This is a genomic window from Pseudomonas sp. LBUM1652, assembly GCF_059716105.1.
This window is the reverse complement of record NZ_CP166804.1, coordinates 1,465,857-1,492,589: the sequence shown is the minus strand read 5'-3', so window position 1 is coordinate 1,492,589 and position 26,733 is coordinate 1,465,857. Positions and strand designations below refer to the sequence as shown.

The following is a 26,733-nucleotide window of genomic DNA, read 5'->3' as shown; positions in this document are numbered from 1 at the left end:
GCATCGACCGATCGGTCATGGCGTATGTTGATCTGGCTCAATGCCCGCTCGTGATAAAGTCGCCGCCCATCAGCCCCTATGTTTTGAGATGTGCCAAGCAATGAGCGATTTTCTGGATGTCGACGCCACCCTCGAAGACTGGAGCAGCCTGCGCGCCGCGACCGATTTCAAGGGTTTGCTGGTGGGGAACGGCGCCAGCCGCGCGGTGTGGGACGACTTCGGTTATGACTCGCTGTTCGAAAACGCCCGTACCGTGGAAGACAAACCCCTGAGCCCATCGGAACTGGCGGTGTTCGACGCGATGCAGACGCGCAGCTTCGAACAAGTGCTCGGCGCACTGAAAACCACCAGCCGGGTCAACAAGGCGCTGGCCGTCAGCTCGGCAGCGCCGCGCAATCGCTACTACGCAATCAAGGAAGCGCTGATCAACAGCGTGCACGCCATCCATATTCCGTGGCGACTGGTGCAGGCCTCGACGCTGGCGACGCTCAATGAAGAACTGGCGCGCTATCGCACGGTGTTCACCACCAATTACGACTTGCTCAACTACTGGGCGCTCCAGCACCGCAGCGAAACCATCGACGATCTGTTCAATGGCCCGAATGCGAGTTTCGACCTGAGCGCAAGCGCCACGAAAAAACCGCGTTTACTGTACCTGCACGGCGGTCTGCATCTGGTGCGCAACCAGGATGGCACCGCGCGCAAACTGACCTCGACCGAAGGCACGCTACTCGGCAGCTTCGCGATCAACAACACGCTGAAGACGCTGGACGACGTGCCGCTGTTCATCAACGAAGGGCCGAGTGCCGAGAAACTCAGGACCATTCGCAGCTCGGATTATCTGTCGTTCTGTTACGAGCAGTTATTGGGCCATGGCGACAGTCTATGCATCTTCGGCCATGCCCTGGCCGAGCAGGACAGCCACATCGTGCGGGCCTTGCGTCTAGCAAAACCGAAGGTGGTGGCGATCTCGATTTATCCGCGCAGTGCGGCGTTCATTCAGCATCAGAAGCGGCATTACGCGAAGGTGTTTGAAGGGACTGGGGTGGCGTTGCGGTTTTTTGATGCGAAGACGCATGCGTTGGGGAATCCGAAGTTGTCGGTGCCGGTCGAGGTTTAGCGGCGAGGCTTTTGACGTCATCGCCAGCCGGCTAGCCCACACAGGGGAATGTATTCCGATGTGGGAGCTAGCCGGCTCGCACAGTTTGGTTTTCAGTGTTTTCTAGAGAACCGGCAGGGTCTTGTCCTTGATGGTTTTGGTCGAACCGTTGGCCTTCACGCTGGCAATGCCTTTGTCGCACGCTGCATCCGAGGAATACGCTTCGCTGCTGCCGATGATCTGGTGATTGGCGGCTTTGAGATTGAAATAGGGATGACCGTCCTTGGTGGTTTTCTTCTCGTAACGCTCATCCAGCGGGCTGTTGGTCTGCACCGAGGCGATGCCGCCGTCGGCTGCCGCGCGAGTGGTGTAGAGCTCACTGGTGAGAATGGTTTCGGCGTTGGCTGCCTTGAGTACAAACCTGAACTGGCCGTTGCTGCTTTTACTGACTTCGTACCATCCGGACATGCTCGTTTCTCCTTGGCGATTAAGAGGTTTCGCGCCTCAGAGTAAAGACCAGTCCAGAACATCTGTCGCCTGAACCGCCCCCTTCGCGAGCAAGCTCGCTCCCACATTGGAATGCATTTCCCTGTGGGAGCCAGCCTGCTGGCGATGGCGTCTGTCCGGTCTCGGCTATTTCACCACCGCCCGCACCACCGACAACTCAGGCGCAGCACTACGCCGCTGCGAAAGATACCGCGTACAACTTACCCGCAGGAACGACGCAAAGTTCACCACTTCCCCGCGATAATCCATCACCTCTTCATACAGCTTGGCGATCAGTTGATTGGTGGTCATGCCATCGACTTCGGCGATTTCGCTGAGGATGTCCCAAAACTGGTTTTCCAGGCGCAACGTCGTCACCACCCCGCAGATGCGCAGCGAACGCGAGCGCGATTCGTAGAGAATCGGGTCAGCCTTGACGTAGAGCTCGCACATGGGCGAATCCTCGTTACAGGGTGATTTTGGTGCCGAGCAAACCGAGGAAACCGGCCAGCCAGTTCGGATGCGCCGGCCATGCCGGGGCGGTGACCAGATTGCCTTGAACGTGGCCGTCGGTCACGGGAATGTCGATGTACGTGCCGCCCGCCAGTCGGACTTCCGGCGCGCAGGCCGGGTAGGCGCTGCATTCGCGCCCTTCGAGAACCCCCGCCGCCGCCAGCAACTGCGCGCCGTGACACACCGCTGCGATCGGCTTGCCAGCCTTGTCGAAGGCGCGTACCAGTTCGAGGACTTTTTCATTCAGTCGCAGGTATTCCGGCGCACGACCGCCCGGAATTACCAGTGCGTCGTAATCCGCCTCGCGGACCTTGGCGAAATCAAAATTGAGGGCAAACAGGTGACCCGGTTTTTCGCTGTAGGTCTGGTCGCCTTCAAAGTCGTGGATGGCGGTGCGCACGGTTTTGCCGGCGGCCTTGTCCGGGCATACCGCGTGGACGGCGTGGCCGACCATTTGCAGGGCCTGGAACGGCACCATCACTTCATAGTCTTCGACGTAATCGCCGACCAGCATCAGGATCTTTTTCGCGGCCATGGGGCGGACTCCTCTGGAAATTGCCTGGGAGTGTTCAAGGTAGACCCATTCCGGGCCGGCAGGTAATAACCGGGTACTACCGAGTTATCGTTCATCGCGAGCAGGCTCACTCCTACAGGGGAACGCATTTCAACTGTAGGAGTGAGCCTGCTCGCGATGGCGCCCGCAAACTGTACGCCTAACTCTGCGCCTGGCTGTACCAGCCCGAATGGCCCGGTTTATGGCTTGATGAAGGCAATCCCCTGCCACCTTCGATTCTGGTTCTCATCATGTCTTCGCGCGAAAACACCGGCATGGCCCTCGGCCTGCTCGGGGTTGTGATTTTCAGCCTTACCCTGCCCTTCACCCGCATCGTCGTGCAGGAACTGCATCCCTTGCTCAACGGCTTAGGCCGCGCCTTGTTCGCGGCGATTCCGGCAGCGTTACTGTTGTTATGGCGACGGGAGAAGTGGCCGACCTGGGCGCAGGTCAAAGGCCTGAGTCTGGTGATCGTCGGGGTGATTCTCGGTTTCCCGGTGTTGTCGGCCTGGGCCATGCAGACGTTGCCGGCGTCCCACGGTGCACTGGTCAACGGATTGCAGCCGTTGTGCGTGGCGCTTTATGCCGCTTGGTTGTCCCACGAACGGCCGTCAAAAGCCTTCTGGGCCTGCGCCGCGCTGGGCAGTGCGCTGGTGCTCGGTTATGCGTTGTTTACCGGGGCCGGCAGCATTCAGGCCGGGGATTTATTGATGCTCGGCGCGATTGCCGTGGGAGGTCTGGGCTACGCCGAGGGCGGCCGGTTGGCCAAGGAGATGGGCGGCTGGCAGGTGATCTGCTGGGCGCTGGTGCTGTCGACACCGCTGTTGATCGGCCCGGTGTTGTACCTGGCGCTGCAACATCAGGGCGCGGTGTCAGCCAAGGCATGGTGGGCGTTTGGGTATGTGGCGCTGTTTTCGCAGTTTCTCGGCTTCTTCGCCTGGTACGCCGGGCTGGCCATGGGTGGCATTGCCCGGGTCAGTCAGATCCAGTTGCTGCAGATCTTCTTCACCATCGCGTTTTCGGCGCTGTTCTTTGGGGAACATGTGGAGCCGATCACCTGGGTGTTTGCTTGCGGGGTGATTGCGACCGTCATGCTCGGTCGCAAGACCGCCGTGCAGCCAGCAAAGGCTGCCACTGCGTGAGATTCAGCTCAGATAACCATCCGCGCGCAGCAAGGTTTCCAGACAGTGCTCGCTGATGTTGTAGAACGCCTTCAATTCCTCAATCTTCACCAACAGCTGAGCCGGGTCTACCGGCTCGGCGCGTTTCACCGCCAGAATCATCTTGTTCTTGTTGGTGTGGTCCAGTGAAATGAACTCGAACACCTTGGTCTCGTAACCACAGGCCTCGAGGAACAGCGCACGCAAGCTGTCGGTGACCATTTCCGCCTGCTGGCCGAGGTGCAGACCGTATTGCAGCATCGGCTTGAGCAGCGCCGGGCTCTGGATTTGCAGGCGGATCTGTTTGTGGCAGCACGGCGAGCACATGATGATCGACGCGCCCGAACGAATGCCGGTGTGGATCGCGTAATCGGTGGCAATGTCGCAGGCATGCAGGGCGATCATCACGTCCAGCTCGCTCGGCGCCACGCTGCGCACGTCACCGCACTTGAACACCAGCCCCGGATGATCCAGCTTCGCCGCCGCAGCGTTGCACAGGTTGACCATCTCTTCGCGCAATTCGACGCCGGTGACTTCACCCTCGGCCTTCAAGGTGTTGCGCAGGTAATCGTGAATCGCGAAGGTCAGATAACCCTTGCCCGAACCGAAATCTGCGACCCGCACCGGCTTGTCCAGCGCCAGCGGGGACGAGGTCAGGGCATGGCTGAAGACTTCGATGAACTTGTTGATCTGCTTCCACTTGCGCGACATCGCCGGGATCAGCTCTTGTTGCGCATTGGTCACGCCCAGATCCTTGAGGAACGGTCGGCTCAACTCCAGAAAGCGGTTTTTTTCGCGGTTGTGTTCGGCGGACGGCGCTTCGCGCAGTTGCTGGGGTTTGCTCTTGAACAGCGAACTCTTGCCTTTTTTGCTGTATTCGAGCTGTGCTTCATCAGTCACGGCCAGCAAATGCGCATTTTTGAACGAGGCCGGCAACACCTCGGCAATCATCGCCACGCCTTCGGCCAATGGCAGGTTCTTGGTGATGTCGCGGGTCTTGTAGCGATAGACGAAAGACAGGTTTGGCTGCGCCTTCACCGTCACCGGTTTGATGATGACCCGCTGCAGATCCGTTTCTTCACCGACGTATTTGGCCAGCACCAGTTTGATGAAACCGTTCTGCTCGAGGCTGGTTTGCAGCAGCTCGATGAACTGGGCGTGGTGATCTGGCGCCGATTTGGCGGATGGGGCGGTAACGGACATGAACAAGCGGCCTCGGGGGGCGAATCGGGAATGGCGGGTATTTTAGGGGGCATAGGGGTTGGGGACACGCTCTTATTTACCGAACGGTTTTAAATGAGGCCCTCACCCTAGCTCTCTCCCAGAGGTAGAGGGGACCGATTGGGGGATATTTGAGAAATTTACCGACTTGAAAGACTGGCGCTGAATCCATGATCGACCCGATTCTTGCTTGGCAGTGAATCCATCATAGACCCGGTTTTTCCTCGGATCTGAATCCATAATCGACGCGATCATTCAGGTCGATGGATAGCGACGGACACCTCGGTCGGCCCCCTCTCCCTCTGGGAGAGGGCTGGGGTGAGGGTTTTCCTCATGCCAACACCACCAACCGATTCGGCAACTCATTGCGCACCTGCGTCACCGGCACATGCACCTTCAACAGCTCCCCACACGCCTCGACGCACTGCACAAACCCCTCAAGTGTGCGCCCCTGCCGCACTTGTTCGGTAAACGCCGCGACAATCGCATCCCAGTTTTTATTGTCCAGCCGACTGGAGATCCCCTCGTCCACCAGAATCTCCACGTAGCGTTCGGCCTCGCAGACAAAAATCAGCATGCCGGTGCTGCCCACCGTGTGATGCAGGTTTTGCTCAAGAAACTGCCGCCGCGCCAGATTCGAGGCGCGCCAGTGCCGCACGCGGCGCGGCACCAGGTGGGTGGTGATTTTCGGCAGACGAAACAGCAGGCACAGCACAATGAACAAGCCCCATTGCACCAACAGCAAACTACGCAAGGTCAGCCAGCCGGTCAGGTAATGCACGACGCCCGGCACCACCAGCGCCAGCAAACTGGCCCACAGCAACGGGATGTACGCGTAATCGTCGGCGCGGGCGGCCAGCACTGTCACCAGTTCGGCGTCGGTGTCGCGCTCGACCCGGGCGATTGCCTCGGCGACTTTGCGTTGTTCGTGTTCAGTCAGTAATGCCATGTCAAAGAGTGCCTGCTCATTATTGTTGTGTGCTCACCAGCCGCCGGACGAACCACCGCCGCCGAAACTGCCCCCGCCACCGCTGAAGCCCCCGCCTCCACCGCCGCCGCCAAATCCACCACCACCGCCGAAGCCGCCGCCCGATCCACCGGAGCCGCCACGGCCGGCGGGAAGGATACCGAGCATCTGGCAGACAAACACCGTCAGGATGAACAACATCACCAGAAACACGAACAAGGCCGGGTGCCGGGAAACGAAATCGCTCTGCGGATCACCGCTCGATTCATACACCGTCGACGGCTCGTCCAGCGGATTGCCGCCCAACACCACCAGCATCGCCGCCACGCCGTCGCTGATGCCCTTACTGAAGTTGCCCGCCTTGAACGAGGGGGTGATGACTTGATGAATGATCACCGAAGTTTGCGCATCGGTCAGCCGATCCTCCAGGCCATAACCGACTTCGATGCGCAGTTTGCGCTCGTCCCGGGCGACGATCAGCAGCGCGCCATTGTTTTTGTCCTTTTGACCGATGCCCCAGTGTCGGCCCAGTTGTACGCCAAAATCCTCGATGGTGGTGCCCTGCAGATCCGGCAGTGTGACCACGACCAATTGCTCGCCCGTGGCCTGCTCGTGGGCCTGCAACTGTTGGCTCAGTTGCGCACGCACCGAGGGCTCGAGCATCTGCGCCTCGTCCACCACCCGCCCGCTCAGCGCCGGGAATGTCAACTCGGCCCGGGCGCTGACGGCGAACAGCCACAGCATCAGCACCAGGCCCATCTTCAACACACGCATGGATAACCTCAGATCAGAACTTCACTTCCGGGGCCTTTTCCGCGCCGGGCGTAGTGGCTTCGAAGGTCTCGCGGATCGACAAGTCGCTGTACATCACGCTGTGCCAGAGGCGACCGGGGAAGGTGCGGATCTCGGTGTTGTATTTCTGCACCGCCAGAATGAAATCGCGTCGCGCCACGGCGATACGGTTTTCCGTGCCTTCAAGCTGCGATTGCAGGGCGAGGAAGTTCTGGTTGGCCTTCAGGTCCGGATAACGCTCGGACACCACCATCAAGCGACTCAACGCGCCGCTCAACTGATCCTGCGCCTGCTGGTACTGCTTGAGCTTCTCGGGATTGTCGAGGGTGCTGGCATCGACCTGGATTGACGTGGCCTTGGCCCGGGCCTCAATCACCGCGGTCAGGGTTTCCTTTTCGTGGGCGGCATAGCCCTTCACCGTTTCCACCAGATTGGGAATCAGGTCGGCGCGGCGCTGGTACTGGTTCTGCACCTGGCCCCACGCAGCCTTGGCCTGCTCGTCGAGGGTCGGGATGTTGTTGATGCCGCACGCGGTCAGCAACATCGCCAGCACCAGTAACGAGGCGACCTGCAAGCGTGAGCGAGTGGTAGGACTTACATTCATGGCAGTGATGCTCCCTGGCACATTTCATTTTAAAAACCGCCCGCGAAACACTCGGGGCCGGCTCTTGGGGCATAATCGGCCGCGCTACTGGATTGCTACGGGCCGATGGGCTAAAAAGAGGCCCTGCGCAGACGCGGCCAACTGTCCGCTGTCGTTTTTTGGCTCTGCGTTTTTGCGCCTGCACCCGAACAACAATAGTCGCTCCCTAAATTTTGGCTGGCCGGCATTGCATTGCCGTTTGCGCCCTTGAGAAAAACATTCATGAAGAAGCTGTGTTTGCTGGGCCTGTTCGTCAGCCTGGCCAGTCATCAAGTATTGGCCGCTGAGACCCCGGTACCCCTGGAAAACAAGGACGCTTTCATCAGTAACCTGATGAAGCAAATGACCCTCGACGAGAAGATCGGCCAGTTGCGCCTGATCAGCATCGGCCCGGAAATGCCGCGCGAGTTGATCCGCAAGGAAATCGCCGCCGGCAACATCGGTGGCACGTTCAACTCGATCACCCGCCCGGAAAACCGGCCGATGCAGGACGCCGCCATGCGCAGCCGCCTGAAGATTCCGATGTTTTTCGCGTACGACGTGATCCACGGTCACCGTACGATATTCCCGATTCCACTGGCCCTCGCTTCGAGCTGGGACATGGACGCCATCGGCCAGTCCGGTCGCGTTGCTGCCAAAGAAGCCGCCGCCGACAGCCTCGACATCACCTTCGCGCCGATGGTCGACATCTCCCGCGACCCGCGCTGGGGCCGCAGCTCTGAAGGCTTCGGTGAAGACACCTACCTGACTTCGCGCATCGCCAGAGTCATGGTCAAGGCCTATCAGGGCGAAACCCCGAGCGCGGCCGACAGCATCATGGCCAGCGTCAAGCACTTCGCCCTGTACGGCGCGGTCGAGGGCGGTCGCGACTACAACACCGTGGACATGAGCCCGGTGAAGATGTACCAGGACTACCTGCCACCCTACCGCGCGGCGATCGACGCCGGCGCGGGCGGTGTGATGGTGGCGTTGAACTCGATCAACGGTATCCCGGCCACCGCCGACACTTGGCTGATGAACGATTTGCTGCGCAGGGACTGGGGCTTCAAGGGCCTCGCGGTCAGCGACCACGGCGCGATCTTCGAGCTGATCAAGCACGGCGTTGCCCGCGACGGTCGGGAAGCGGCGAAGCTGGCGATCAAGGCCGGCATCGACATGAGCATGAACGACACCCTGTACGGCAAAGAGCTGCCGGGGCTGCTCAAGTCCGGCGAGATCGAACAGAAACACATCGACAACGCCGTGCGCGAAGTCCTCGCGGCCAAGTACGACATGGGCCTGTTCAAGGACCCGTACCTGCGCATCGGCAAGGCTGAAGACGATCCGGCCGACACCTACGCCGAAAACCGTCTGCACCGCGCCGATGCCCGTGAAGTGGCACGCCGCAGCATGGTGCTGCTGAAGAACCAGAACGAAACCCTGCCGCTGAAGAAAACCGCGAAAGTCGCACTGGTCGGTCCGTTGGCCAAAGCGCCAATCGACATGATGGGCAGTTGGGCCGCCGCCGGCCGTCCGGCGCAATCGGTGACGCTGTTCGATGGCATGAGCGCAGTGATCGGCGACAAGGCGAACCTGATCTACGCCCGTGGCGCCAACATCACCGGCGACAAGAAGGTGCTCGACTACCTGAACTTCCTCAACTTCGATGCGCCAGAAGTGGTGGATGATCCGCGTCCGGCCAACGTGCTGATCGACGAAGCGGTGAAAGCCGCCAAGGACGCTGACGTGATCGTTGCAGCGGTGGGCGAGTCCCGTGGCATGTCCCACGAGTCCTCCAGCCGTACCGACCTGAACATCCCGGAAACACAGCGCGAGTTGATCCGCGCCCTGAAGGCGACCGGCAAACCGTTGGTGCTGGTGTTGATGAACGGCCGTCCGCTGACCATTCTCGAAGAGAACCAGTCGGCCGACGCGATTCTGGAAACTTGGTTCAGCGGCACCGAAGGCGGCAACGCCATCGCTGACGTGCTGTTCGGCGACTACAACCCGTCGGGCAAACTGCCGGTGACCTTCCCGCGCTCCGTGGGCCAGATTCCGACCTACTACAACCACCTGAGCATTGGCCGGCCATTCACGCCGGGCAAACCGGGCAACTACACCTCGCAGTATTTCGATGACACTACAGGTCCCCTGTTCCCGTTCGGCTATGGCCTGAGCTACACCGATTTCAGCCTGAACGACATGGCGCTGTCGTCGACCACCCTGAACACCACCGGCAAGCTCGACGCCAGTGTCATGGTGAAGAACACCGGCAAACGTGACGGCGAAACCGTGGTGCAGTTGTACATTCAGGACGTCACCGGCTCGATGATCCGCCCGGTGAAGGAACTGAAGAACTTCCAGAAAATCATGCTCAAGGCCGGCGAACAGAAAGTCGTGCACTTCACCATCACCGAGGATGACCTGAAGTTCTACAACGCCCAGCTCAAATACGCGGCAGAGCCTGGCAAGTTCAACGTGCAGATCGGCCTGGACTCGCAGGATGTGAAGCAGCAGAGTTTCGAACTGCTGTAATCATCAGAACACCGCAATAACTTGTGGGAGCGAGCCTGCTCGCGAAAGCGGTCATTCAGATAAAACAATGCTGACTGACATACCGACTTCGCGAGCAGGCTCGCTCCCACAGTGGTTTTTGGGCATGGCTGCTAGCCGCGTCTATCGAGGATGTTGACCACCAACCGATCCACCCACCCCCAAACCCGCTGCTTGACCCGCCGCCACAACGGCCGCTTTCGCCACTCCTCCAGACTCACCCGCTGGCTCAAACCGAAGTCTTTCTCGAAACTCGCCACCACCGCTGCCGTCAACGACGGGTCCAGCGCTTCAAGGTTCGCCTCCAGATTGAAACGCAGATTCCAGTGATCGAAGTTGCACGAACCGATGCTCACCCAGTCATCCACCAGCACCATTTTCAGGTGCAGGAAACACGGCTGGTATTCGAAGATCTGCACCCCGGCCTTGAGCAGGCGCGGGTAGTAGCGGTGCCCGGCGTAGCGCACAGACGGGTGATCGGTGCGCGGCCCGGTCAACAGCAGCCGCACGTCGACACCGCGAGCGGCGGCTTTGCGCAGGGAGCGGCGGATATTCCAGGTGGGCAGGAAGTACGGCGTGGCCATCCAGATGCGTTTCTGCCCACTGTTCAAGGCACGAAACAGTGATTGCAGAATGTCGCGGTGCTGGCGGGCATCGGCGTAAGCCACGCGCCCCATGCCCTCGCCCATGTCCGGCACTTTGGGCAAGCGTGGCAGGCCGACATGCGCCGACGGTTTCCACGCTCGGCGATGGCGGTTGGCGATCCATTGGCGGTCGAACAGCACCTGCCAGTCGAGCACCAGCGGGCCGGTGATTTCCACCATCACTTCGTGCCATTCGCTGGTCTCTTTTTCAGGCGTCCAGAACTCATCGGTGACACCGGTGCCGCCGACCACGGCAAGACGCTGATCGACCAGCAGCAGCTTGCGGTGATCGCGATAGAAGTTGCCGAGCCAGCGCCGCCAGTGCAGGCGATTGTAGAAACGCAATTCAACCCCGGCGTGAGTCAGACGCTGACGCAGGTTGAGGGTGAACGCGAGGCTGCCGTAATCATCAAACAGGCAACGCACCCGCACGCCACGTTCGGCGGCTTGCACCAGCGCTTGCACCACGGCTTCGGCACAGGCGCCCGCCTCGACCAGGTACAACTCCAGTTCGACTTGCTCTTCGGCGCGGGCAATCTCCACCAGCATGCGCGGGAAAAATTGCGGGCCGTCGATCAACAGCTCAAAGCGATTGCCGTCACGCCAGGGGAAGATCGCGCCGCGCATGTCAGCGCGCCGTGAAGATCAGCACCGCACCCACCGGCACCGACAGACTGATGGCCGACAGGTCAGCCAGTTTGCGCAGGCTTTCCAGCCCCGGGACGAGATCGAAATCCTCGGCGTTGATCACCAGCGGCTCCAGGGTCACCACTTGAAAGCGCCGGTCATCGAGACGCGTCGCCAGCAGTTCGGCCGGGTATTCGTGCTGCTTGCCGTGCAGGTTGACGGTCAGCGGCAGGCGCAATTCAAGCTGCGCGCCAGGGGCCAGGTCGTTGATCGGGCGCAGGTCGATCTGAGTGGTGATGGTCGCGTCGGAAAACTGCTCGATCTGGAACAGTTCCTTGCGCATCCGCTCATCGCGCAGCGGGATGCCGCTGTTGATCGAGTCCAGTTCGACTTCGACCTTGGCGCGACCGTTAGGGTCGACTTTGCCGTGCAGCACCAGAAAGCGCTGCACTTCGGAAACATGGGCGTTTTTCGTGCTGACGAACGACAGCCGCGATGACTCGCCGTCCAGATACCAATTGGCCTGCGCCGGCAGCGCGGCGGCGGCCAGCAGCAGGCTGGCGAAGGCATTACAGAGGGAGCGGTTGAACATTGAAGACTCGTGGGGTCGATAAACCTGCACGAACCTTAACTGCCCGCAGAGTTATTGCAAACTATCCGTCACCACCAATCTTTCCATTGATGAACGCCCTGTGAGAGCTGGCTTGCCACAGGGTTGTCTATTGACTGGAGGATCGAGGCTTTCAGGGACTGAGGCGGCAGCCCTGGCGCTCGCTCAACCATTGCGCGCTGTTGCTGCGGCCCATGCCGCTGACGGTGATGGTTTTGCTCGAAGGCTCATCGGCAAAGCGGTTGGTCGGCAGCCACTGTTTCACATAGCCACGGCAATACTCGGCGTCGTTATTCATCACGTAGCGGCACGAACAATATTCCTTGGCGGTGTAGGCGCTGATGATGTCGGGGAAGGCCCACAAATTTTCGCGCTCGTACCCGATCCAGCCGAGCAACAGCACAAGCAACACCAGCAACAAGCGCTTCATGGCTGCACCGCCGCGAGCACACGCTTGAGCAATTCGTTGTGCCGGTAGCTGCCGTCACGATCATCGGCGTAGCGCACGATCACCAGTTTTTCGCTGGGAATCACGTACAGCGCCTGCCCCCAATGGCCGAGGGCGGCGAAGGTATCGGGCGGTGCGTCGGGCCAGGGCGGGGCGGTGCCATCCACCGGGCGATTGAGCCACCACTGGCCGCCGGGTACGGCTTCGTCCTGCTGGGCCTTGTAACCGGCGAACGGCTTGAGGTTGAAGGCGACCCAGTCCTTGGGCAGCAACTGCCGATCATTCCAGCGTCCGTCGCGGGCCATCAACAGACCGACCCGTGCCAGATCCCGCGCGGTGAGATAGGCGTAAGACGAAGCGACAAAAGTGCCGCTCGCATCCGTCTCCCACACCGCGCTGCGAATACCCAAAGGCTCGAACAGGGCTGTCCACGGATAGTCGGGATAACGCTGCGGGCCGACGATGGATTTCAACGCGGCCGCCAGCAGATTGCTGTCGCCACTGGAATAACGGAAGGCCTGCCCCGGTGCCGCAAAGGTGTCGTGATCGGCAGTGAACGCAGCCATGTCGCGATGGCCACGGGTGTAAAGCATCGCCACCACCGAGGATTTCAGCGGGGCGTATTCGTAGTCTTCCTGCCAGTCGATCCCCGAGGCCCAGTGCAGCAGATCCGCGAGGGTGATGGCTGGGTGTTTTTCCAGCGCCGGGTAGAACTTCACGGCGGCGTCTTCAAGTTTGAACAGACCTTCGCCGTAAGCCACACCGAGCACGGTGGCCATCAGGCTTTTGCTGATCGACCAGGTCAAGTGCGGGGTGTCGGCGGTGGTCGGGCCGGCGTAGCGTTCGTAGATGACCTGGCCGTCGCGGATGATCAGCAAGGCGTCGGTGCGGATGCCTTGGCGGGTGGTGTCGTCGCGGGGTGGGAAGGCGTAGGTCTCAAGGTCTTTAATCGCTGTAATCTGCGGGCCGACCGGCCATTGCTCGCCGGGCCATTGCACATTGGAGGCCTGAACCGTGGAGCTGATCAGCAGCAGAAGCAGGGACAGGCCTTTGAACATGGTGAGGGCTCTTGGGGAGAACCTGCTGAGGGTAGTCGGGGTTTATGACAGATGTTTGGTGATGTTGAGGCCGCCTTCGCGAGCAGGCTCGCTCCCACAGTTCGATCGCATTCCAACTGAAGAAACTCGGTTAACTGTGGGAGCGAGCCTGCTCGCGAAGAGGCCGGTCAGGCCTGCGCCAAAGCCTTGGCCAGCCGCTTGGCCCTGGCGCCCGAAGCCAATTGCATCACCGACTGATCGCGCTGCCACATCGCCGCCCACTCCGGATTGCCTCCAGCCAACGCCTGATCAATCTCCGGTTTCAACGAATCAAACTGCGCAAATAATCCACCCAACAACACATGCCCGGCCGGATTGTTCGGCGGCTGCCGACTCATTTCCGCGCACCCGGCCAACAACGCCAGCAAACGCAATTGCAGTATCTGTGGCCAGTCGCTGTCCTGCCCGACGCCATACAGCCAAGCGGTCATCGCACTCAGCACATAGACATCTTCCAGCGTGCGAAACGGTTTGACGTAAGCATCCCAACCGTCCCCCGCAAGTAACTCGCACAAGGCGCCATCGAGGTGCAGCCGGCCATGGCTGATGTCCGGCATCAGCGGCAGTGGCGGGAGTTTTCCCACCGTCACGCCGGGCTCGCCGGGATACACCACCGCCAGACTCAGACGCGGCGTTTCGCCGGGTTCTTCGCTGCGCGCGGCAATCAGCAGCCAGTCCGCCGCATCGCCGGCGGTGACGAAATCCTTGCGGCCGCTCAGGCGCAAATCAGTCAGCCGGGTCTGCATATCGGCCGGGCGCAAGCTGCGCTGTTCTGTCGCACACAACGCTCCAAGGCTCAGCGGCGCGCTCGGCCAGAGCATGCGCAACGCCGCTTGATAACCGACCAGAAACGCCAGCCCCGGCGTGGCCATCCGCCGCCCGCCCGCCACCGCCAATTCGAATGGCGTGACGTTGCCCAGTTCATGCAACAACGTCGCAAAACCCTCCGCCAGGTCAGCCACGGCGGGCAATCGTTCGCGGCTTTCGAGCAGATCTGACCAGGGCATAAGAGGCTCCTTGTGGGCTGTCATATAAGCATCACCAAACTTTCATGGCGATGACACCGGGGCTACATAGCCTGACTTTGCACAACACGGCTGCATAAAGAAAGTCGATCGGCTGCAACCCACGACGGGTTAAAGGCCCGTACGGAGATTCACATGACTCAGATCGCCCGCATCAGCGACACCGGCAATGAACGCCGTCTGCAAGCCGAACGCCTGATCGGCGCCGAGGCCTTGCAGCAAGCCCAAGCCTTGCGATTCAGCGTATTCAGCGGCGAATTCAACGCCAAGCTGAAAGGCGCAGAACTGGGCCTGGACATGGATGATTATGATGTTCACTGCAGCCACATCGGCGTGCGAGACCTGAACACCGGGCGCCTGGTGGCGACCACGCGGTTGCTTGATCACACCGCCGCCAGCACCCTGGGCAAGTTCTACAGCGAAGAAGAATTCAGCCTGCATGGCCTCGCCCATTTGAAAGGCCCGATCCTCGAAATCGGCCGCACCTGCGTCGACCCGGCCTACCGCAACGGCGGCACCATCGCCGTGCTGTGGGGCGAACTCGCCGAAGTGTTGAATCAGGGCGGTTACAGCTACCTGATGGGTTGCGCGAGCATTCCGATGCAGGACGGCGGCGTGCAGGCCCACGCGATCATGCAGCGTCTGCGTGAACGTTATCTGTGCACCGAACACTTGCGCGCAGAGCCGAAAAAGCCGTTGCCGACTCTGGATATTCCATCAAACGTGATCGCCGAAATGCCACCGCTGCTCAAAGCCTATATGCGTCTGGGCGCGAAGATCTGCGGCGAGCCGTGCTGGGATGAAGATTTCCAGGTCGCCGACGTGTTCATCCTGCTCAAGCGCGACGAGCTCTGCCCACGCTACGCCAAACACTTCAAGGCGGCCGTGTGATGAGTCGCCTGCGGGTGTACGCGCGGATCGCGCGAGTGCTATTGGTGGTCTCGCTGGGCTTGAGCATGGCCACTGTCTTCGGCGTGTTCGAACGCATTGGCCTGGCGCATTCGATGGAACGCCGCCAACGCTGGTCGCGCTTCTTCATGGCGCGCCTGAGCAATGCCCTGCCCTTTCGTGTGAGCGTTCACGGTGAGCTGCCAAAACAGCCGATGCTGTGGGTCAGCAACCACGTTTCCTGGACGGACATTCCGCTGCTCGGCATGCTCACGCCGCTGTCGTTTCTGTCCAAGGCCGAAGTACGCACCTGGCCGGTGGCCGGTTGGCTGGCGGCCAAGGCTGGCAGCCTGTTCATCCGTCGCGGTTCGGGCGACAGCCAGTTGATCCGCAAGCAGATGACCCGTCACCTGCAAACCGATCACTCGCTGCTGATGTTCCCGGAAGGCACCACCACCGACGGCCGTTCGCTGCGTACCTTTCACGGTCGCTTGCTGTCGGCGGCGATTGATTCGCAAGTGATGCTGCAACCGGTGGCAATCCGTTATCTGCGTGACGGCGAAATCGATGCGCTGGCGCCGTTCATTGGTGACGATGATTTGCTGTCGCACCTGATGCGCTTGTTCAGCAATGATTGCGGCGATGTCGAGGTGCACCTGCTCAAGCCGATTGCCTGTCAGGGCCGAGAGCGCGCGGCGCTGGCGTTTGAAGCGCAGCAGGCGGTGCAGAAGGTGTTGTTTGGGGCGATCCCGGAAAAACAACAAGCCCCGATGCGTCCGGCTATCGCGGCCTGAATACCCGACCGCATACGCATGATCATTGTGGGTAGGGGATTTATCCCCGATCGGCTGCGCAGCAGTCGCAAATTTATGCACGCGATTTACCTGGCGAACCGCGATTGCAGAATTTGGGGCCGCTGCGCGACCCGTCGGGGATAAATCCCCTCACCACAGGCTCATTCCTACATTAGATTTTCTGTAATCCGCAGTTCTGGGCAAAATCCTGAAGCTGCGGGTAGAACAACGCAAAGTCTCCACTGAGCGGCTCATACAACCGCCGCAACTCCTGCATCGCCCCCGCCAACTCTTCCGGCCGGGTCAGGCGCCGGGAGATCCCGCGCAACACCTGCTCCAGCACTTCAAACTCCTGATACGACCCCAACCAGTCATTGGCGACCATGTGCGGCGCAATCTTCGCCAGTCGCTCGGGCAGTTGCTGCTCGCGAGACAACACGCGATAAACATCAGCGGTGAACTGCTCCAACGGCTGATCGGCGTACAACCTCCAGTCCCGCGCCAGGCAATGGTCGAAAAACACATCAAGGACGATCCCCGCGTAACGTCGCCGGGTCTCGGAAAATCGCCCCAGCGCGATATCCACCAAAGGATGGCGATCGGTAAAAACGTCAATCCGTCGGTGCAGTTGAATGGCCGCCTCGAGCTCCGGAGCAAACTGCCCTTGCAGCCGACCTTTGACGAAATCGCCATACAGGCTGCCGAGTAATTGCTCGGGGCGCTGGCCACCGAGGTGCAAATGTGCGAGATAGTTCATGGGCGCAGCTTAGCACTGCGCCTTCGTTTCAATACACTCAACGCATCGTTATAACCCGATATACCGATTTACGCGGTCGTAAGATCAAATTCATATTGGTATATCGCGAAGTACCGATTTAAAGTTCGCCTCATCGCGATATAGCGCTACAGACATCACGAGCCCAAGCCATGAACATCGACCTCGACGAAATAATAAAAGCCCTGGCACACCCAGTACGGCGAGACATCCTCATCTGGCTGAAAGACCCCAAAGCCCAGTTTCCGGAACAGATTCACAACCACGAGTACGGCATCTGCGCCGGGCAAATCGATCAACGCTGCGGCCTGTCGCAGTCGACGGTTTCCGCCCATCTGGCAACCCTGCAACGCGCCGGGTTGATCAGCAGCCAGAAAGCCGGTCAATGGCACTTTTTCAAACGTAACGAGGACGTGATTCAGGCGTTCCTCAGCACCCTCAGTAAAGAGCTCTGACCCTTAACGTCAGCCAGCCCACAAGGAATCAACGATGCCCCTCTCGCTACTCATACTCGCCTTGAGCGCCTTCGCCATCGGCACCACCGAGTTCGTCATCATGGGCTTGCTGCCCGATGTGGCGGCCGACCTCGGTGTGTCGATCCCCGGCGCCGGCTGGCTGGTGACCGGTTACGCCCTGGGCGTGGCCATTGGTGCACCGTTCATGGCACTGGCCACCGCCAAACTGCCGCGCAAGGCTGCTCTGGTAGCGTTGATGGGCATTTTCATCGTCGGCAACCTGCTTTGCGCCATCGCCAGTGACTACAACGTGCTGATGTTTGCCCGTGTCGTCACCGCGCTGTGCCACGGTGCGTTCTTCGGTATCGGTTCGGTAGTGGCCGCAGGTCTGGTGGCACCGAACAAACGCGCTTCGGCAGTCGCTTTGATGTTCACCGGTTTGACCCTGGCGAACGTCCTTGGCGTGCCGCTGGGCACCGCGTTGGGTCAGGAAGCCGGCTGGCGCTCGACCTTCTGGGCAGTGACGGTGATTGGTGTGATCGCACTGATCGGCCTGATCCGTTTCCTGCCGGCCAAGCGTGACGAAGAAAAACTCGACATGCGCGCCGAACTCGCCGCCCTCAAAGGCGCCGGTATCTGGCTGTCGCTGAGCATGACCGCGCTGTTTGCAGCTTCCATGTTCACCCTCTTCACCTACGTTGCCCCGCTGCTCGGCGATGTCACCGGTGTCTCGCCAAAAGGCGTGACCTGGACCCTGCTGTTGATCGGCCTCGGTCTGACTGTTGGCAACATCATCGGCGGCAAACTGGCGGACAAACGCCTGGGCGCCACGCTGATCGGCGTGTTCGTGGCGATGGCGGTGGTTTCCACCGTGCTGAGCTGGACCAGCGTCGCGCTGATCCCGACTGAAATCACCCTGTTCCTCTGGGCCACCGCTTCTTTTGCTGCCGTACCGGCACTGCAAATCAACGTAGTGACCTTCGGCAAGGCGGCGCCGAACCTGGTGTCGACCCTGAACATCGGCGCGTTCAACGTCGGCAACGCCCTCGGTGCCTGGGTCGGTGGCAGCGTCATCGCCCACGGTTTCGGCCTGACCAGCGTGCCTCTGGCCGCAGCAGCTTTAGCGGTACTCGCCCTGCTGGTGACCCTGATTACTTTCCGTCAGAACGGCAATGCCGATCTGGCCCCCGCTACCCACTGATTAACCACTTCACTGACGAGGGTTGTAGACATGGCAACTATTTTCGATCCGATCAAACTGGGCGACGTCGAGCTGTCCAACCGCATCATCATGGCGCCGCTGACCCGCTGCCGCGCCGACGAAGGCCGAGTGCCGAACGCGCTGATGGCCGAGTACTACGTGCAACGCGCCTCGGCTGGCCTGATCCTCAGCGAAGCCACTTCGGTGACGCCGATGGGCGTCGGCTACCCGGACACCCCGGGCATCTGGTCCAACGATCAGGTGCGCGGCTGGTCCAACGTGACCAAAGCCATTCACGGCGCTGGCGGCAAGATCTTCCTGCAACTGTGGCACGTCGGCCGGGTCTCCCACCCGTCGTACCTGAACGGCGAAGCGCCGGTCGCCCCAAGCGCCATCCAGCCTAAGGGCCACGTCAGCCTGGTGCGCCCAATGGCCGACTACCCAACCCCACGTGCTTTGGAAACCGCTGAGATCGCCGACATTGTCGACGCCTACCGCACCGGTGCCGAAAACGCCAAAGCCGCCGGTTTCGACGGTGTGGAAATCCACGGTGCCAACGGCTACCTGCTCGACCAGTTCCTGCAAAGCAGCACCAACCAGCGCACCGATAACTACGGTGGCTCGCTGGAAAACCGTGCCCGCCTGTTGCTGGAAGTGACTGACGCCGCCATCGAAGTCTGGGGCGCCGGCCGTGTCGGTGTGCACCTGGCACCGCGTGCCGACTCCCATGACATGGGCGACGACAATCTGGCTGAAACCTTCACTTACGTGGCTCGCGAGCTGGGCAAACGTGGCATCGCCTTCATCTGCTCCCGTGAGAAAGAAGGCGCCGACAGCCTCGGCCCGCAACTGAAAGAAGCGTTCGGCGGCCCGTACATCGCCAACGAGCGCTTCACCAAGGACAGCGCCAACGCGTGGCTGGCCAGCGGCAAGGCTGACGCCGTGGCGTTCGGTGTGCCGTTCATTGCCAACCCGGATCTGCCGGCGCGTTTGAAGGCCGATGCGCCGCTCAATGAAGCTCGCCCAGAACTGTTCTACGCGAAAGGCCCGGTCGGCTACATCGACTACCCGACGCTGTAAGCCTTATTCAGTACGAGGCAGGCAGAAACACAAAAGCCCCGACTCGCAAGAGCCGGGGCTTTTTCTTGGGCGCCCGATAGGCAGGCAGCTAACAACCGTTCACACACACGACACAAAATCCCTACAAAATACGTAGCTCGCTACATATAAACTGCGCGCCGCGAACGTATATAAAAGCAGGCCAATTGACACAAGCTGTGCCAATTACGCATTTTGTTTCATTTGCGCAGGCTGGGGCTCAGGCGCAGCATGTCCAACCCTGTATCGACCCAGCGCTCGGCTTCGGCGTGCAGTTCAAAGCTGTCTGGCGCCAACAGCCATCCATAGAGGAGGCCATCAATATAGGCATGAATGCTGATGGCTGCGCGGGCAGTGTCGAGATCGTCCGGCAACTGGCCGCGATTCACCGCATTACGCAGGGTCAGCCCGATACGCAGATTGCAATCGAGACTGGCCGCCCGGCGCTGTTGGCGCAAATCGCACATTTCATCGGTGAACTCGCACTTATGAAACAGAATTTCGTTGATGCGCCGGGTCTTCGGATCCAGCGCAACTTGATGAAACAAATGAATCAGCAATTTGCGCATGCAGCCCAGCGGGTCGAGTTCGTCCTCGCTTTCACTGGCTTTGGCCAGTTCATCCAGCGGCTCATGCAAGCTGTCGAGCATGGCCTGGACCAGATCGGCCTTGTTGCTGAAATGCCAATAGATGGCGCCGCGAGTGACACCGGCCATTGTCGCGATATCCGCCAGGGTCGTGCGGGCCACGCCTCTTTCATAGAAGGCTTTCTCCGCCGCTTCCAGAATCTGGCTGCGGGTTTCTTGAGCTTCCTCTTTGGTACGACGGACCATGGCAGTAAAACCTCAAACAGGATGTCTCAGGGATGTCTGAATATCCGCTGAATAAAGAGGGGGCGATCTCTCGCGAATCGGCTCCCCGGCCTACAATTTCAAACCTTGCAACGACTTTTGTAACAGGGTGGGTACGCAGCCAAGGTATTTACAAACAACCATGAACGTAAGTATATTCCTTAGCAAGCTACTTATCCACCCAGCAAAATTTTTTACCCTTACACACTTCTTGTGCGCTTCTCGCGCGCCTGACCCGAGGATCTTCATGCAATTCAAGCCAGCTGTTACCGCTCTGGTCACTGCCGTCGCCCTGGCATCGCTGCTCAGCGGATGTAAAAAGGAAGAAGCGGCCCCAGCCGCTCCGCCTCCTCAGGTCGGCGTCGTCACCCTTCAACCCCAAGCGTTCACACTCACGTCTGAACTGCCGGGCCGCACCAGTGCGTTCCGCATCGCTGAAGTTCGACCGCAGGTCAATGGCATCATTCTCAAGCGTCTGTTCAAGGAAGGCGGCGACGTCAAAGCCGGCCAGCAGCTGTATCAGATCGATCCGTCGGTCTATGAAGCGACCCTGAAAAGCGCCGAAGCCAGCCTGCGTTCGACCAAGTCGATCTCCGACCGCTACAAGCAACTGGTCGATGAACAGGCCGTGAGCCGTCAGGAATACGACACCGCCGTGTCCAACCGCATGGAATCGGAAGCGTCGTTGCAGAGCGCGCAGATCAACGTGCGTTACACCAAGGTCTACGCACCGATTTCCGGCCGTATCGGTCGCTCTTCGGTCACCGAAGGTGCGCTGGTCAGCAACGGCCAGACCGATGCGATGGCGACGATCCAGCAACTCGACCCGATCTACGTCGACGTCACCCAGTCCTCGGTGGAATTGCTGGAACTGCGCCGTGAGCTGGAAAGCGGTCGTCTGCAGAAGGCCGGCGACAACTCGGCGGCGGTAAAACTGACTTTGGAAGACGGCAGCCAGTACAAGCTCGACGGTAAGCTGGAATTCTCCGAAGTCACGGTCGACCCGACTACCGGCTCCGTGACCCTGCGTGCGGTATTCCCGAACCCGGATCACACTCTGCTGCCGGGCATGTTCGTCCGCGCCCAGTTGCAGGCCGGCGTCAACGCCGCCGCCATTCTGGCGCCGCAACAAGGCGTGACCCGTGACCTCAAAGGTACCCCGACCGCACTGGTCGTCGGCGCCGACAACAAGGTGGAGCTGCGTCAGCTCAAGGCCAGCCGCACCGTCGGCAGCCAGTGGCTGATCGAAGACGGCCTCAAGGCCGGCGATCGTCTGATCACCGAAGGGCTGCAATACGTCCGTCCGGGTGTGCAGGTGAACCCGAGCGAAGCGACTAACGTAGGCACCAAGAACCCGGCCCCCGCTCAAGCAGCTGACAAAGCCGCTGGCGGCAAAGGGGAGTAACTCATGTCGAAATTTTTTATCGACCGTCCGATTTTCGCCTGGGTAATAGCGCTGGTGATCATGCTGGTCGGGGCTCTATCGATCCTCAAGTTGCCGATCAACCAATACCCGAGCATTGCGCCACCGGCCATTGCGATCTCCGTGACCTACCCGGGCGCTTCGGCGCAAACCGTGCAGGACACCGTGGTTCAGGTGATCGAGCAGCAACTCAACGGTATCGACAACCTGCGTTATGTGTCGTCGGAAAGTAACTCCGACGGCAGCATGACCATCACCGCGACCTTCGAGCAAGGCACCAACTCCGACACCGCGCAGGTGCAGGTTCAGAACAAGCTGAACCTGGCCACCCCGCTGTTGCCGCAGGAAGTGCAGCAACAAGGTATCCGCGTGACCAAGGCAGTGAAAAACTTCCTTCTGGTGATCGGCGTGGTCTCGCGTGACGGCAGCATGAACAAGGACGACCTGTCCAACTACATCGTGTCGAACATGCAGGATCCGATCTCGCGGACTGCCGGTGTCGGTGACTTCCAGGTCTTCGGTGCCCAGTACGCGATGCGCATCTGGCTCGACCCGGCCAAGTTGAACAAGTACAACCTGACCCCGTCTGACGTGAGCACCGCGATCTCGGCGCAGAACGTTCAAGTTTCCTCCGGTCAACTCGGCGGTTTGCCAGCGCTGCCTGGCCAGCAACTGAACGCCACCATCATCGGCAAGACCCGTCTGCAAACGGCCGAGCAGTTCAAGGCGATCCTGCTGAAGGTCAACCAGGACGGTTCGCAAGTACGTGTCGGCGATGTCGCTGACGTGGGCTTGGGTGGTGAAAACTCCAGCATTTCTGCTCAGTTCAACGGCAGTCCGGCTTCCGGTCTGGCGGTGAAACTGGCCAACGGTGCCAACGCCCTCGACACCGCCAAAGCGCTGCGCAAGACGATTGACGATCTCAAGCCGTTCTTCCCGCAAGGCATGGAAGTGGTGTTCCCATATGACACCACGCCGGTGGTGACCGAATCGATCAAGGGTGTGATTGAAACCCTGGTCGAAGCGATCGTGCTGGTGTTCCTGGTGATGTTCCTGTTCCTGCAGAATTTCCGCGCCACCGTCATCACCACGATGACCGTACCAGTGGTATTGCTGGGTACGTTCGGCATCCTCGCCGCCGCCGGTTTCAGCATCAACACCCTGACCATGTTCGGTATGGTGCTGGCCATCGGCTTGCTGGTGGACGACGCCATCGTCGTGGTGGAAAACGTCGAGCGGGTGATGGCCGAAGAAGGCCTGTCACCGAAGGAAGCGACCAAGAAGTCCATGGGCCAGATCCAGGGCGCACTGGTCGGTATCGCCCTGGTTCTGTCGGCGGTACTGCTGCCGATGGCGTTCTTCAGCGGTTCCACCGGTGTGATCTACAAGCAGTTCTCGATCACCATCGTCTCGGCCATGGCCCTGTCGGTACTGGTTGCACTGATTTTCACCCCGGCGCTGTGCGCCACCATGCTCAAGCCCATTGCGAAAGGTGAGCACGGTACGCCGAAAAAAGGCTTCTTCGGCTGGTTCAACCGCAATTTCGACCGTGGCGTCAGAAGTTATGAGCGCGGTGTCGGCAATATGCTGCAGCGCAAGGCCCCGTACCTGCTGGCGTACTTGCTGATCGTCGTCGGCATGATTTGGCTGTTCACCCGCATCCCAACCGCGTTCCTGCCGGAAGAAGATCAGGGCGTACTGTTCGCTCAGGTACAAACCCCGGCCGGCTCCAGTGCCGAACGTACTCAAGTCGTGATCGACGAGATGCGTACCTACCTGCTGGATAAAGAAGCGGGTGCGGTGTCCTCGGTGTTCACCGTGAACGGCTTCAACTTTGCCGGTCGTGGTCAGAGTTCCGGTCTGGCGTTCATCATGCTCAAGCCTTGGGGCGAGCGTGACGCAAACAACAGCGTGTTCGCACTCGCACAGCGTGCCCAGCAACACTTCTTCAGCTTCCGCGATGCGATGGTGTTTGCTTTCGCCCCGCCTGCGGTACTGGAGTTGGGTAACGCCACCGGTTTCGACGTGTTCCTGCAAGACCGTGCCGGTATCGGTCACGAAAAACTGATGGAAGCACGTAACCAGTTCCTCGGCCTGGCGGCACAGAGCAAGGTGCTCTACCAGGTGCGTCCGAACGGCCTGAACGACGAACCGCAATACCATCTGGAAATCGACGACGAGAAAGCCCAGGCCCTTGGCTTGAGCCTCTCCGACATCAACAGCACCCTGTCGATCTCCTTCGGTAGTAGCTACGTCAACGACTTCATCGACCGTGGTCGGGTGAAGAAGGTTTACGTGCAAGGTCAGGCCGGTGCTCGCATGAGCCCTGAAGACCTGAAGAAATGGTACGTGCGCAACAGCGCCGGGACCATGGTGCCGTTCTCCGCTTTCGCCAAGGGCGAGTGGATCTACGGTTCGCCGAAACTGGCCCGATATAACGGCGTGGAAGCGATGGAGGTGCTCGGTTCTCCGGCACCGGGTTATTCCACCGGTGATGCGATGGCCGAAGTCGAAGCGATTGCCAAGAAGTTGCCGGCCGGTGTCGGTATCTCCTGGACGGGTCTGTCCTATGAGGAACGTCTGTCCGGCTCGCAAGCGCCTGCGCTGTACGCCCTGTCGCTGCTGATGGTGTTCCTGTGTCTGGCGGCGCTGTATGAAAGCTGGTCGATTCCGATCGCGGTCATGCTCGTGGTGCCGTTGGGGATCATCGGTGCGCTGATGGCCACCAGCCTGCGCGGTCTGTCCAACGACGTGTACTTCCAGGTGGGCCTGTTGACGACCATCGGTCTTGCGGCTAAAAACGCCATTCTGATCGTCGAATTCGCCAAAGAGCTGCACGAGCAAGGGCGCAGTCTGCGCGATGCGGCGATTGAAGCGTGCCGCATGCGTCTGCGACCGATCATCATGACGTCGCTGGCCTTCGTACTCGGTGTTGTACCGTTGGCGATCTCCACGGGCGCCGGCTCAGGCAGTCAACATGCGATCGGTACTGGCGTAATTGGCGGTATGCTCACGGCCACAATCCTGGCGATCTTCTGGGTCCCACTGTTCTTCGTCACTGTGTCGTCCATAGGCCAGCGCAAAAACGCCGACCAGGATGACACCAAAGAAACTCCTAAAGAGGCTGGCCAATGAGCAAGTCGCTACTCTCCATCGCAGTCGCCGCCTTCGTGCTGAGCGGTTGCTCGCTGATACCTGATTATCAGCAGCCCGAGGCTCCGGTCGCAGGCCAGTACCCGCAAGGGCCGGCGTACTCGCCGGCCCAGGCACCGGCGCAGGCCGCTGCCGAGCAGGGCTGGAAGCAGTTTTTCCATGACCCTGCCCTGCAACAGCTGATCCAGGTTTCGCTGGAAAACAACCGCGACCTGCGCGTCGCGGCACTGAACATCGACGCCTACGCGGCTCAATACCGCATCCAGCGCGCCGACCTGTTCCCGGCAGTTTCAGCCAATGCCAGCGGCAGCCGTCAGCGGGTGCCGGCGCGTGCCTCGCAGACCGGTGAAGCGGGCATCACCAGCTCCTACTCCGCCACTGTCGGCATCAGTGCCTACGAACTCGATCTGTTCGGTCGGGTTCGCAGCCTGAGCGAACAAGCGCTGCAACAATACTTCGCCACTGAAGAAGCACGCCGCAGCACCCAGATCAGTCTGGTTGCCAGCGTCGCCAATGCCTACTTGACCTGGCAGGCGGACAAGGAACTGCTCAAGCTGACTCAGGACACCCTCGGTGCCTTCGAAGAAAGCTACAAGTTGACCAGCCGCAGCAATGAAGTCGGTGTCGCGTCGGCACTGGACCTGGCGCAGTCGCGTACCTCGGTTGAAAACGCTCGTGCTCAACTGGCGCGTTATACCCGTCAGGTGGCTCAGGATGAAAACAGCCTGACCTTGCTGCTCGGCACCGGTATCCCGGCCAATCTGCAAGCGGCCAAACCGCTGTCTGACGACCTGCTCAGCGACGTGCCGGCCGGTCTGCCATCGGATCTGCTGCAACGTCGTCCGGACATCCTGCAAGCCGAGTACAACCTGAAGGCCGCCAACGCCAACATCGGCGCAGCCCGTGCAGCGTTCTTCCCGAGCATCAGCCTGACCGCCAACGCGGGCAGCCTGAGCCCGGACCTCTCCGGTCTGTTCAAGGGTGGTTCGGGGACGTGGCTGTTCCAGCCGCAGATCAACCTGCCGATCTTCAACGCCGGCAGCCTGCGCGCCAGCCTCGACTACGCCAAGATCCAGAAGGACATCGGCGTGGCGAACTACGAGAAGGCGATTCAAACCGGCTTTCAGGAAGTCGCCGACGGCCTGGCCGCGCGCCAGACCTACACAGAGCAGTTGCAGGCACAGCGTGACTTTGTGCAGGCCAACCAGGATTACTACCGCCTGGCCGAACGTCGCTATCGTATCGGCGTCGACAGCAACCTGACCTTCCTCGATGCCCAGCGTCAGCTGTTCAGCGCCCAACAAGCGCTGATCACCGACCGCCTCGCGCAGCTGACCAGTGCGGTCAACCTGTACAAGGCCCTGGGGGGGGGCTGGAATGCGCAAACCGCGCAGAACGAACCGCTGAAAGAAGAAGCACCGAAGATGAAGTTGTTCTGATTATCGGGTGAACACAAGGAGCCCACCGTTTGGTGGGCTTTTTGTTGTCTACCAGAAAGTGATGTTGCCTGGGCTGCCCCCTTCGCGTCACCACAAAACCCGGCTCAATCTTGCGTTCGATAATCGCCCAAAACCCGCTTTCCCCGATTGAAACCCCGCCTCCGCGCCCCGCACCATTCGCTTCACAAAACCAATAACAACAGGTTCGACACCATGCCCCCGCGCCCTGCCCTGTCCGG

25 protein-coding genes are annotated in these 26,733 nt (G+C 60.4%); 11 read left to right on the top strand and 14 right to left on the bottom strand.

Features of this window, described 5'->3' with window-relative positions; all coding sequences use genetic code 11:
• Positions 1-100 precede the first annotated feature (100 nt).
• Entirely contained in the window at positions 101-1,120 is a 1,020-nt protein-coding gene (locus ACA069_RS06690) for a DUF4917 family protein (protein WP_497616790.1), read from the top strand.
• Between the two features lie 102 nt (positions 1,121-1,222).
• Here ACA069_RS06690 and ACA069_RS06685 read toward each other — a convergent pair whose 3' ends face one another.
• The 3 genes from ACA069_RS06685 to ACA069_RS06675 all read right to left on the bottom strand — a co-directional run bounded on the left by ACA069_RS06685 (position 1,223) and on the right by ACA069_RS06675 (position 2,633).
• The gene (locus ACA069_RS06685; protein WP_401266114.1) at positions 1,223-1,567 is read right to left on the bottom strand and encodes a YegP family protein; all 345 of its coding nucleotides are present in this window, start codon (positions 1,565-1,567) and stop codon (positions 1,223-1,225) included.
• Between the two features lie 165 nt (positions 1,568-1,732).
• The gene (locus ACA069_RS06680; RefSeq protein WP_187680118.1) at positions 1,733-2,038 is read right to left on the bottom strand and encodes a ribbon-helix-helix domain-containing protein; all 306 of its coding nucleotides are present in this window, start codon (positions 2,036-2,038) and stop codon (positions 1,733-1,735) included.
• 13 nt (positions 2,039-2,051) lie between these two features.
• A complete protein-coding gene (locus ACA069_RS06675; RefSeq protein WP_497616789.1) occupies positions 2,052-2,633 on the bottom strand; it encodes a DJ-1/PfpI family protein in 582 nt (193 codons plus the stop codon).
• Between the two features lie 269 nt (positions 2,634-2,902).
• On the opposite strand from ACA069_RS06675, the gene ACA069_RS06670 reads away from it, so the two are divergent.
• Positions 2,903-3,793, top strand: a complete 891-nt coding sequence (locus tag ACA069_RS06670) for a DMT family transporter (protein ID WP_497616788.1) — start codon at positions 2,903-2,905, stop codon at positions 3,791-3,793.
• Between the two features lie 3 nt (positions 3,794-3,796).
• Here the strand turns inward: ACA069_RS06670 and ACA069_RS06665 are convergent, their stop codons facing one another.
• The 4 genes from ACA069_RS06665 to ACA069_RS06650 form a co-directional block, all read right to left on the bottom strand.
• Positions 3,797-5,014 (bottom strand): class I SAM-dependent methyltransferase, encoded by a 1,218-nt coding sequence (locus tag ACA069_RS06665; RefSeq protein WP_187680115.1) that lies wholly within the window; start codon positions 5,012-5,014, stop codon positions 3,797-3,799.
• Between the two features lie 349 nt (positions 5,015-5,363).
• A complete protein-coding gene (locus tag ACA069_RS06660; RefSeq protein ID WP_489878388.1) occupies positions 5,364-5,981 on the bottom strand; it encodes a TPM domain-containing protein in 618 nt (205 codons plus the stop codon).
• A 33-nt stretch (positions 5,982-6,014) separates the two neighbouring features.
• Positions 6,015-6,773 (bottom strand): TPM domain-containing protein, encoded by a 759-nt coding sequence (locus tag ACA069_RS06655; protein ID WP_401266122.1) that lies wholly within the window; start codon positions 6,771-6,773, stop codon positions 6,015-6,017.
• A gap of 13 nt (positions 6,774-6,786) precedes the next feature.
• Complete coding sequence (locus tag ACA069_RS06650) at positions 6,787-7,395, bottom strand: LemA family protein (RefSeq protein WP_187681176.1); 609 nt, start codon at positions 7,393-7,395, stop codon at positions 6,787-6,789.
• Between the two features lie 261 nt (positions 7,396-7,656).
• Between ACA069_RS06650 and bglX the strand changes: the two genes are divergently transcribed.
• Complete coding sequence (gene bglX / locus ACA069_RS06645) at positions 7,657-9,948, top strand: beta-glucosidase BglX (RefSeq protein ID WP_401266124.1); 2,292 nt, start codon at positions 7,657-7,659, stop codon at positions 9,946-9,948.
• 131 nt (positions 9,949-10,079) lie between these two features.
• Here the strand turns inward: bglX and ACA069_RS06640 are convergent, their stop codons facing one another.
• The 5 genes from ACA069_RS06640 to ACA069_RS06620 form a co-directional block, all read right to left on the bottom strand.
• The gene (locus ACA069_RS06640; protein WP_401266127.1) at positions 10,080-11,237 is read right to left on the bottom strand and encodes a phospholipase D-like domain-containing protein; all 1,158 of its coding nucleotides are present in this window, start codon (positions 11,235-11,237) and stop codon (positions 10,080-10,082) included.
• A gap of 1 nt (position 11,238) precedes the next feature.
• Complete coding sequence (locus tag ACA069_RS06635; RefSeq protein ID WP_497616786.1) at positions 11,239-11,829, bottom strand: YceI family protein; 591 nt, start codon at positions 11,827-11,829, stop codon at positions 11,239-11,241.
• A 151-nt stretch (positions 11,830-11,980) separates the two neighbouring features.
• Positions 11,981-12,277, bottom strand: coding sequence for an amidase (locus ACA069_RS06630; protein WP_497616785.1), 297 nt, complete (start codon positions 12,275-12,277; stop codon positions 11,981-11,983).
• Complete coding sequence (locus tag ACA069_RS06625) at positions 12,274-13,353, bottom strand: serine hydrolase domain-containing protein (protein WP_497616784.1); 1,080 nt, start codon at positions 13,351-13,353, stop codon at positions 12,274-12,276. The genes ACA069_RS06630 and ACA069_RS06625 overlap by 4 nt, the downstream gene beginning before the upstream one ends.
• Before the next feature lie 167 nt (positions 13,354-13,520).
• On the bottom strand, positions 13,521-14,399 hold the full coding sequence (locus ACA069_RS06620) for an acyl-CoA dehydrogenase middle domain-containing protein (protein ID WP_497616782.1): 879 nt from the start codon (positions 14,397-14,399) through the stop codon (positions 13,521-13,523).
• A 153-nt stretch (positions 14,400-14,552) separates the two neighbouring features.
• On the opposite strand from ACA069_RS06620, the gene olsB reads away from it, so the two are divergent.
• Together olsB and ACA069_RS06610 are read left to right on the top strand one after the other, a co-directional pair.
• Positions 14,553-15,308: an L-ornithine N(alpha)-acyltransferase gene (gene olsB / locus ACA069_RS06615; protein WP_187681165.1), complete on the top strand. Its 756-nt coding sequence runs from the start codon at positions 14,553-14,555 to the stop codon at positions 15,306-15,308.
• The gene (locus ACA069_RS06610; protein WP_187681164.1) at positions 15,308-16,099 is read left to right on the top strand and encodes a lysophospholipid acyltransferase family protein; all 792 of its coding nucleotides are present in this window, start codon (positions 15,308-15,310) and stop codon (positions 16,097-16,099) included. The genes olsB and ACA069_RS06610 overlap by 1 nt, the downstream gene beginning before the upstream one ends.
• Positions 16,100-16,271: 172 nt before the next feature.
• Here ACA069_RS06610 and ACA069_RS06605 read toward each other — a convergent pair whose 3' ends face one another.
• Complete coding sequence (locus tag ACA069_RS06605) at positions 16,272-16,856, bottom strand: acyl carrier protein phosphodiesterase (RefSeq protein WP_489878378.1); 585 nt, start codon at positions 16,854-16,856, stop codon at positions 16,272-16,274.
• A gap of 170 nt (positions 16,857-17,026) precedes the next feature.
• Here ACA069_RS06605 and ACA069_RS06600 point away from each other — a divergent pair, with 170 nt between their 5' ends.
• From ACA069_RS06600 to ACA069_RS06590, 3 genes are read left to right on the top strand one after another with little or no spacing between them, the layout of a single operon-like run.
• A complete protein-coding gene (locus ACA069_RS06600) occupies positions 17,027-17,329 on the top strand; it encodes an ArsR/SmtB family transcription factor (RefSeq protein WP_497616780.1) in 303 nt (100 codons plus the stop codon).
• A gap of 34 nt (positions 17,330-17,363) precedes the next feature.
• The gene (locus ACA069_RS06595; RefSeq protein ID WP_187681162.1) at positions 17,364-18,530 is read left to right on the top strand and encodes an MFS transporter; all 1,167 of its coding nucleotides are present in this window, start codon (positions 17,364-17,366) and stop codon (positions 18,528-18,530) included.
• Between the two features lie 30 nt (positions 18,531-18,560).
• Positions 18,561-19,610, top strand: coding sequence for an alkene reductase (locus tag ACA069_RS06590; RefSeq protein ID WP_187681161.1), 1,050 nt, complete (start codon positions 18,561-18,563; stop codon positions 19,608-19,610).
• A gap of 218 nt (positions 19,611-19,828) precedes the next feature.
• On the opposite strand, the gene emhR is transcribed toward ACA069_RS06590, so the two are convergent.
• Positions 19,829-20,461: an efflux system transcriptional repressor EmhR gene (emhR, locus tag ACA069_RS06585; protein WP_187681160.1), complete on the bottom strand. Its 633-nt coding sequence runs from the start codon at positions 20,459-20,461 to the stop codon at positions 19,829-19,831.
• A 265-nt stretch (positions 20,462-20,726) separates the two neighbouring features.
• On the opposite strand from emhR, the gene emhA reads away from it, so the two are divergent.
• Genes emhA through emhC form a run of 3 tightly spaced genes read left to right on the top strand, consistent with a single transcriptional unit; the run spans position 20,727 to position 26,494 of the window.
• A complete protein-coding gene (emhA, locus tag ACA069_RS06580) occupies positions 20,727-21,884 on the top strand; it encodes an efflux RND transporter periplasmic adaptor subunit EmhA (RefSeq protein ID WP_401266152.1) in 1,158 nt (385 codons plus the stop codon).
• Positions 21,885-21,887: 3 nt separating this feature from the next.
• Complete coding sequence (gene emhB, locus ACA069_RS06575) at positions 21,888-25,037, top strand: efflux RND transporter permease subunit EmhB (RefSeq protein ID WP_401266154.1); 3,150 nt, start codon at positions 21,888-21,890, stop codon at positions 25,035-25,037.
• The gene (gene emhC / locus ACA069_RS06570; protein WP_401266156.1) at positions 25,034-26,494 is read left to right on the top strand and encodes an efflux RND transporter outer membrane subunit EmhC; all 1,461 of its coding nucleotides are present in this window, start codon (positions 25,034-25,036) and stop codon (positions 26,492-26,494) included. The genes emhB and emhC overlap by 4 nt, the downstream gene beginning before the upstream one ends.
• The last annotated feature ends 239 nt before the right edge of the window (positions 26,495-26,733 follow it).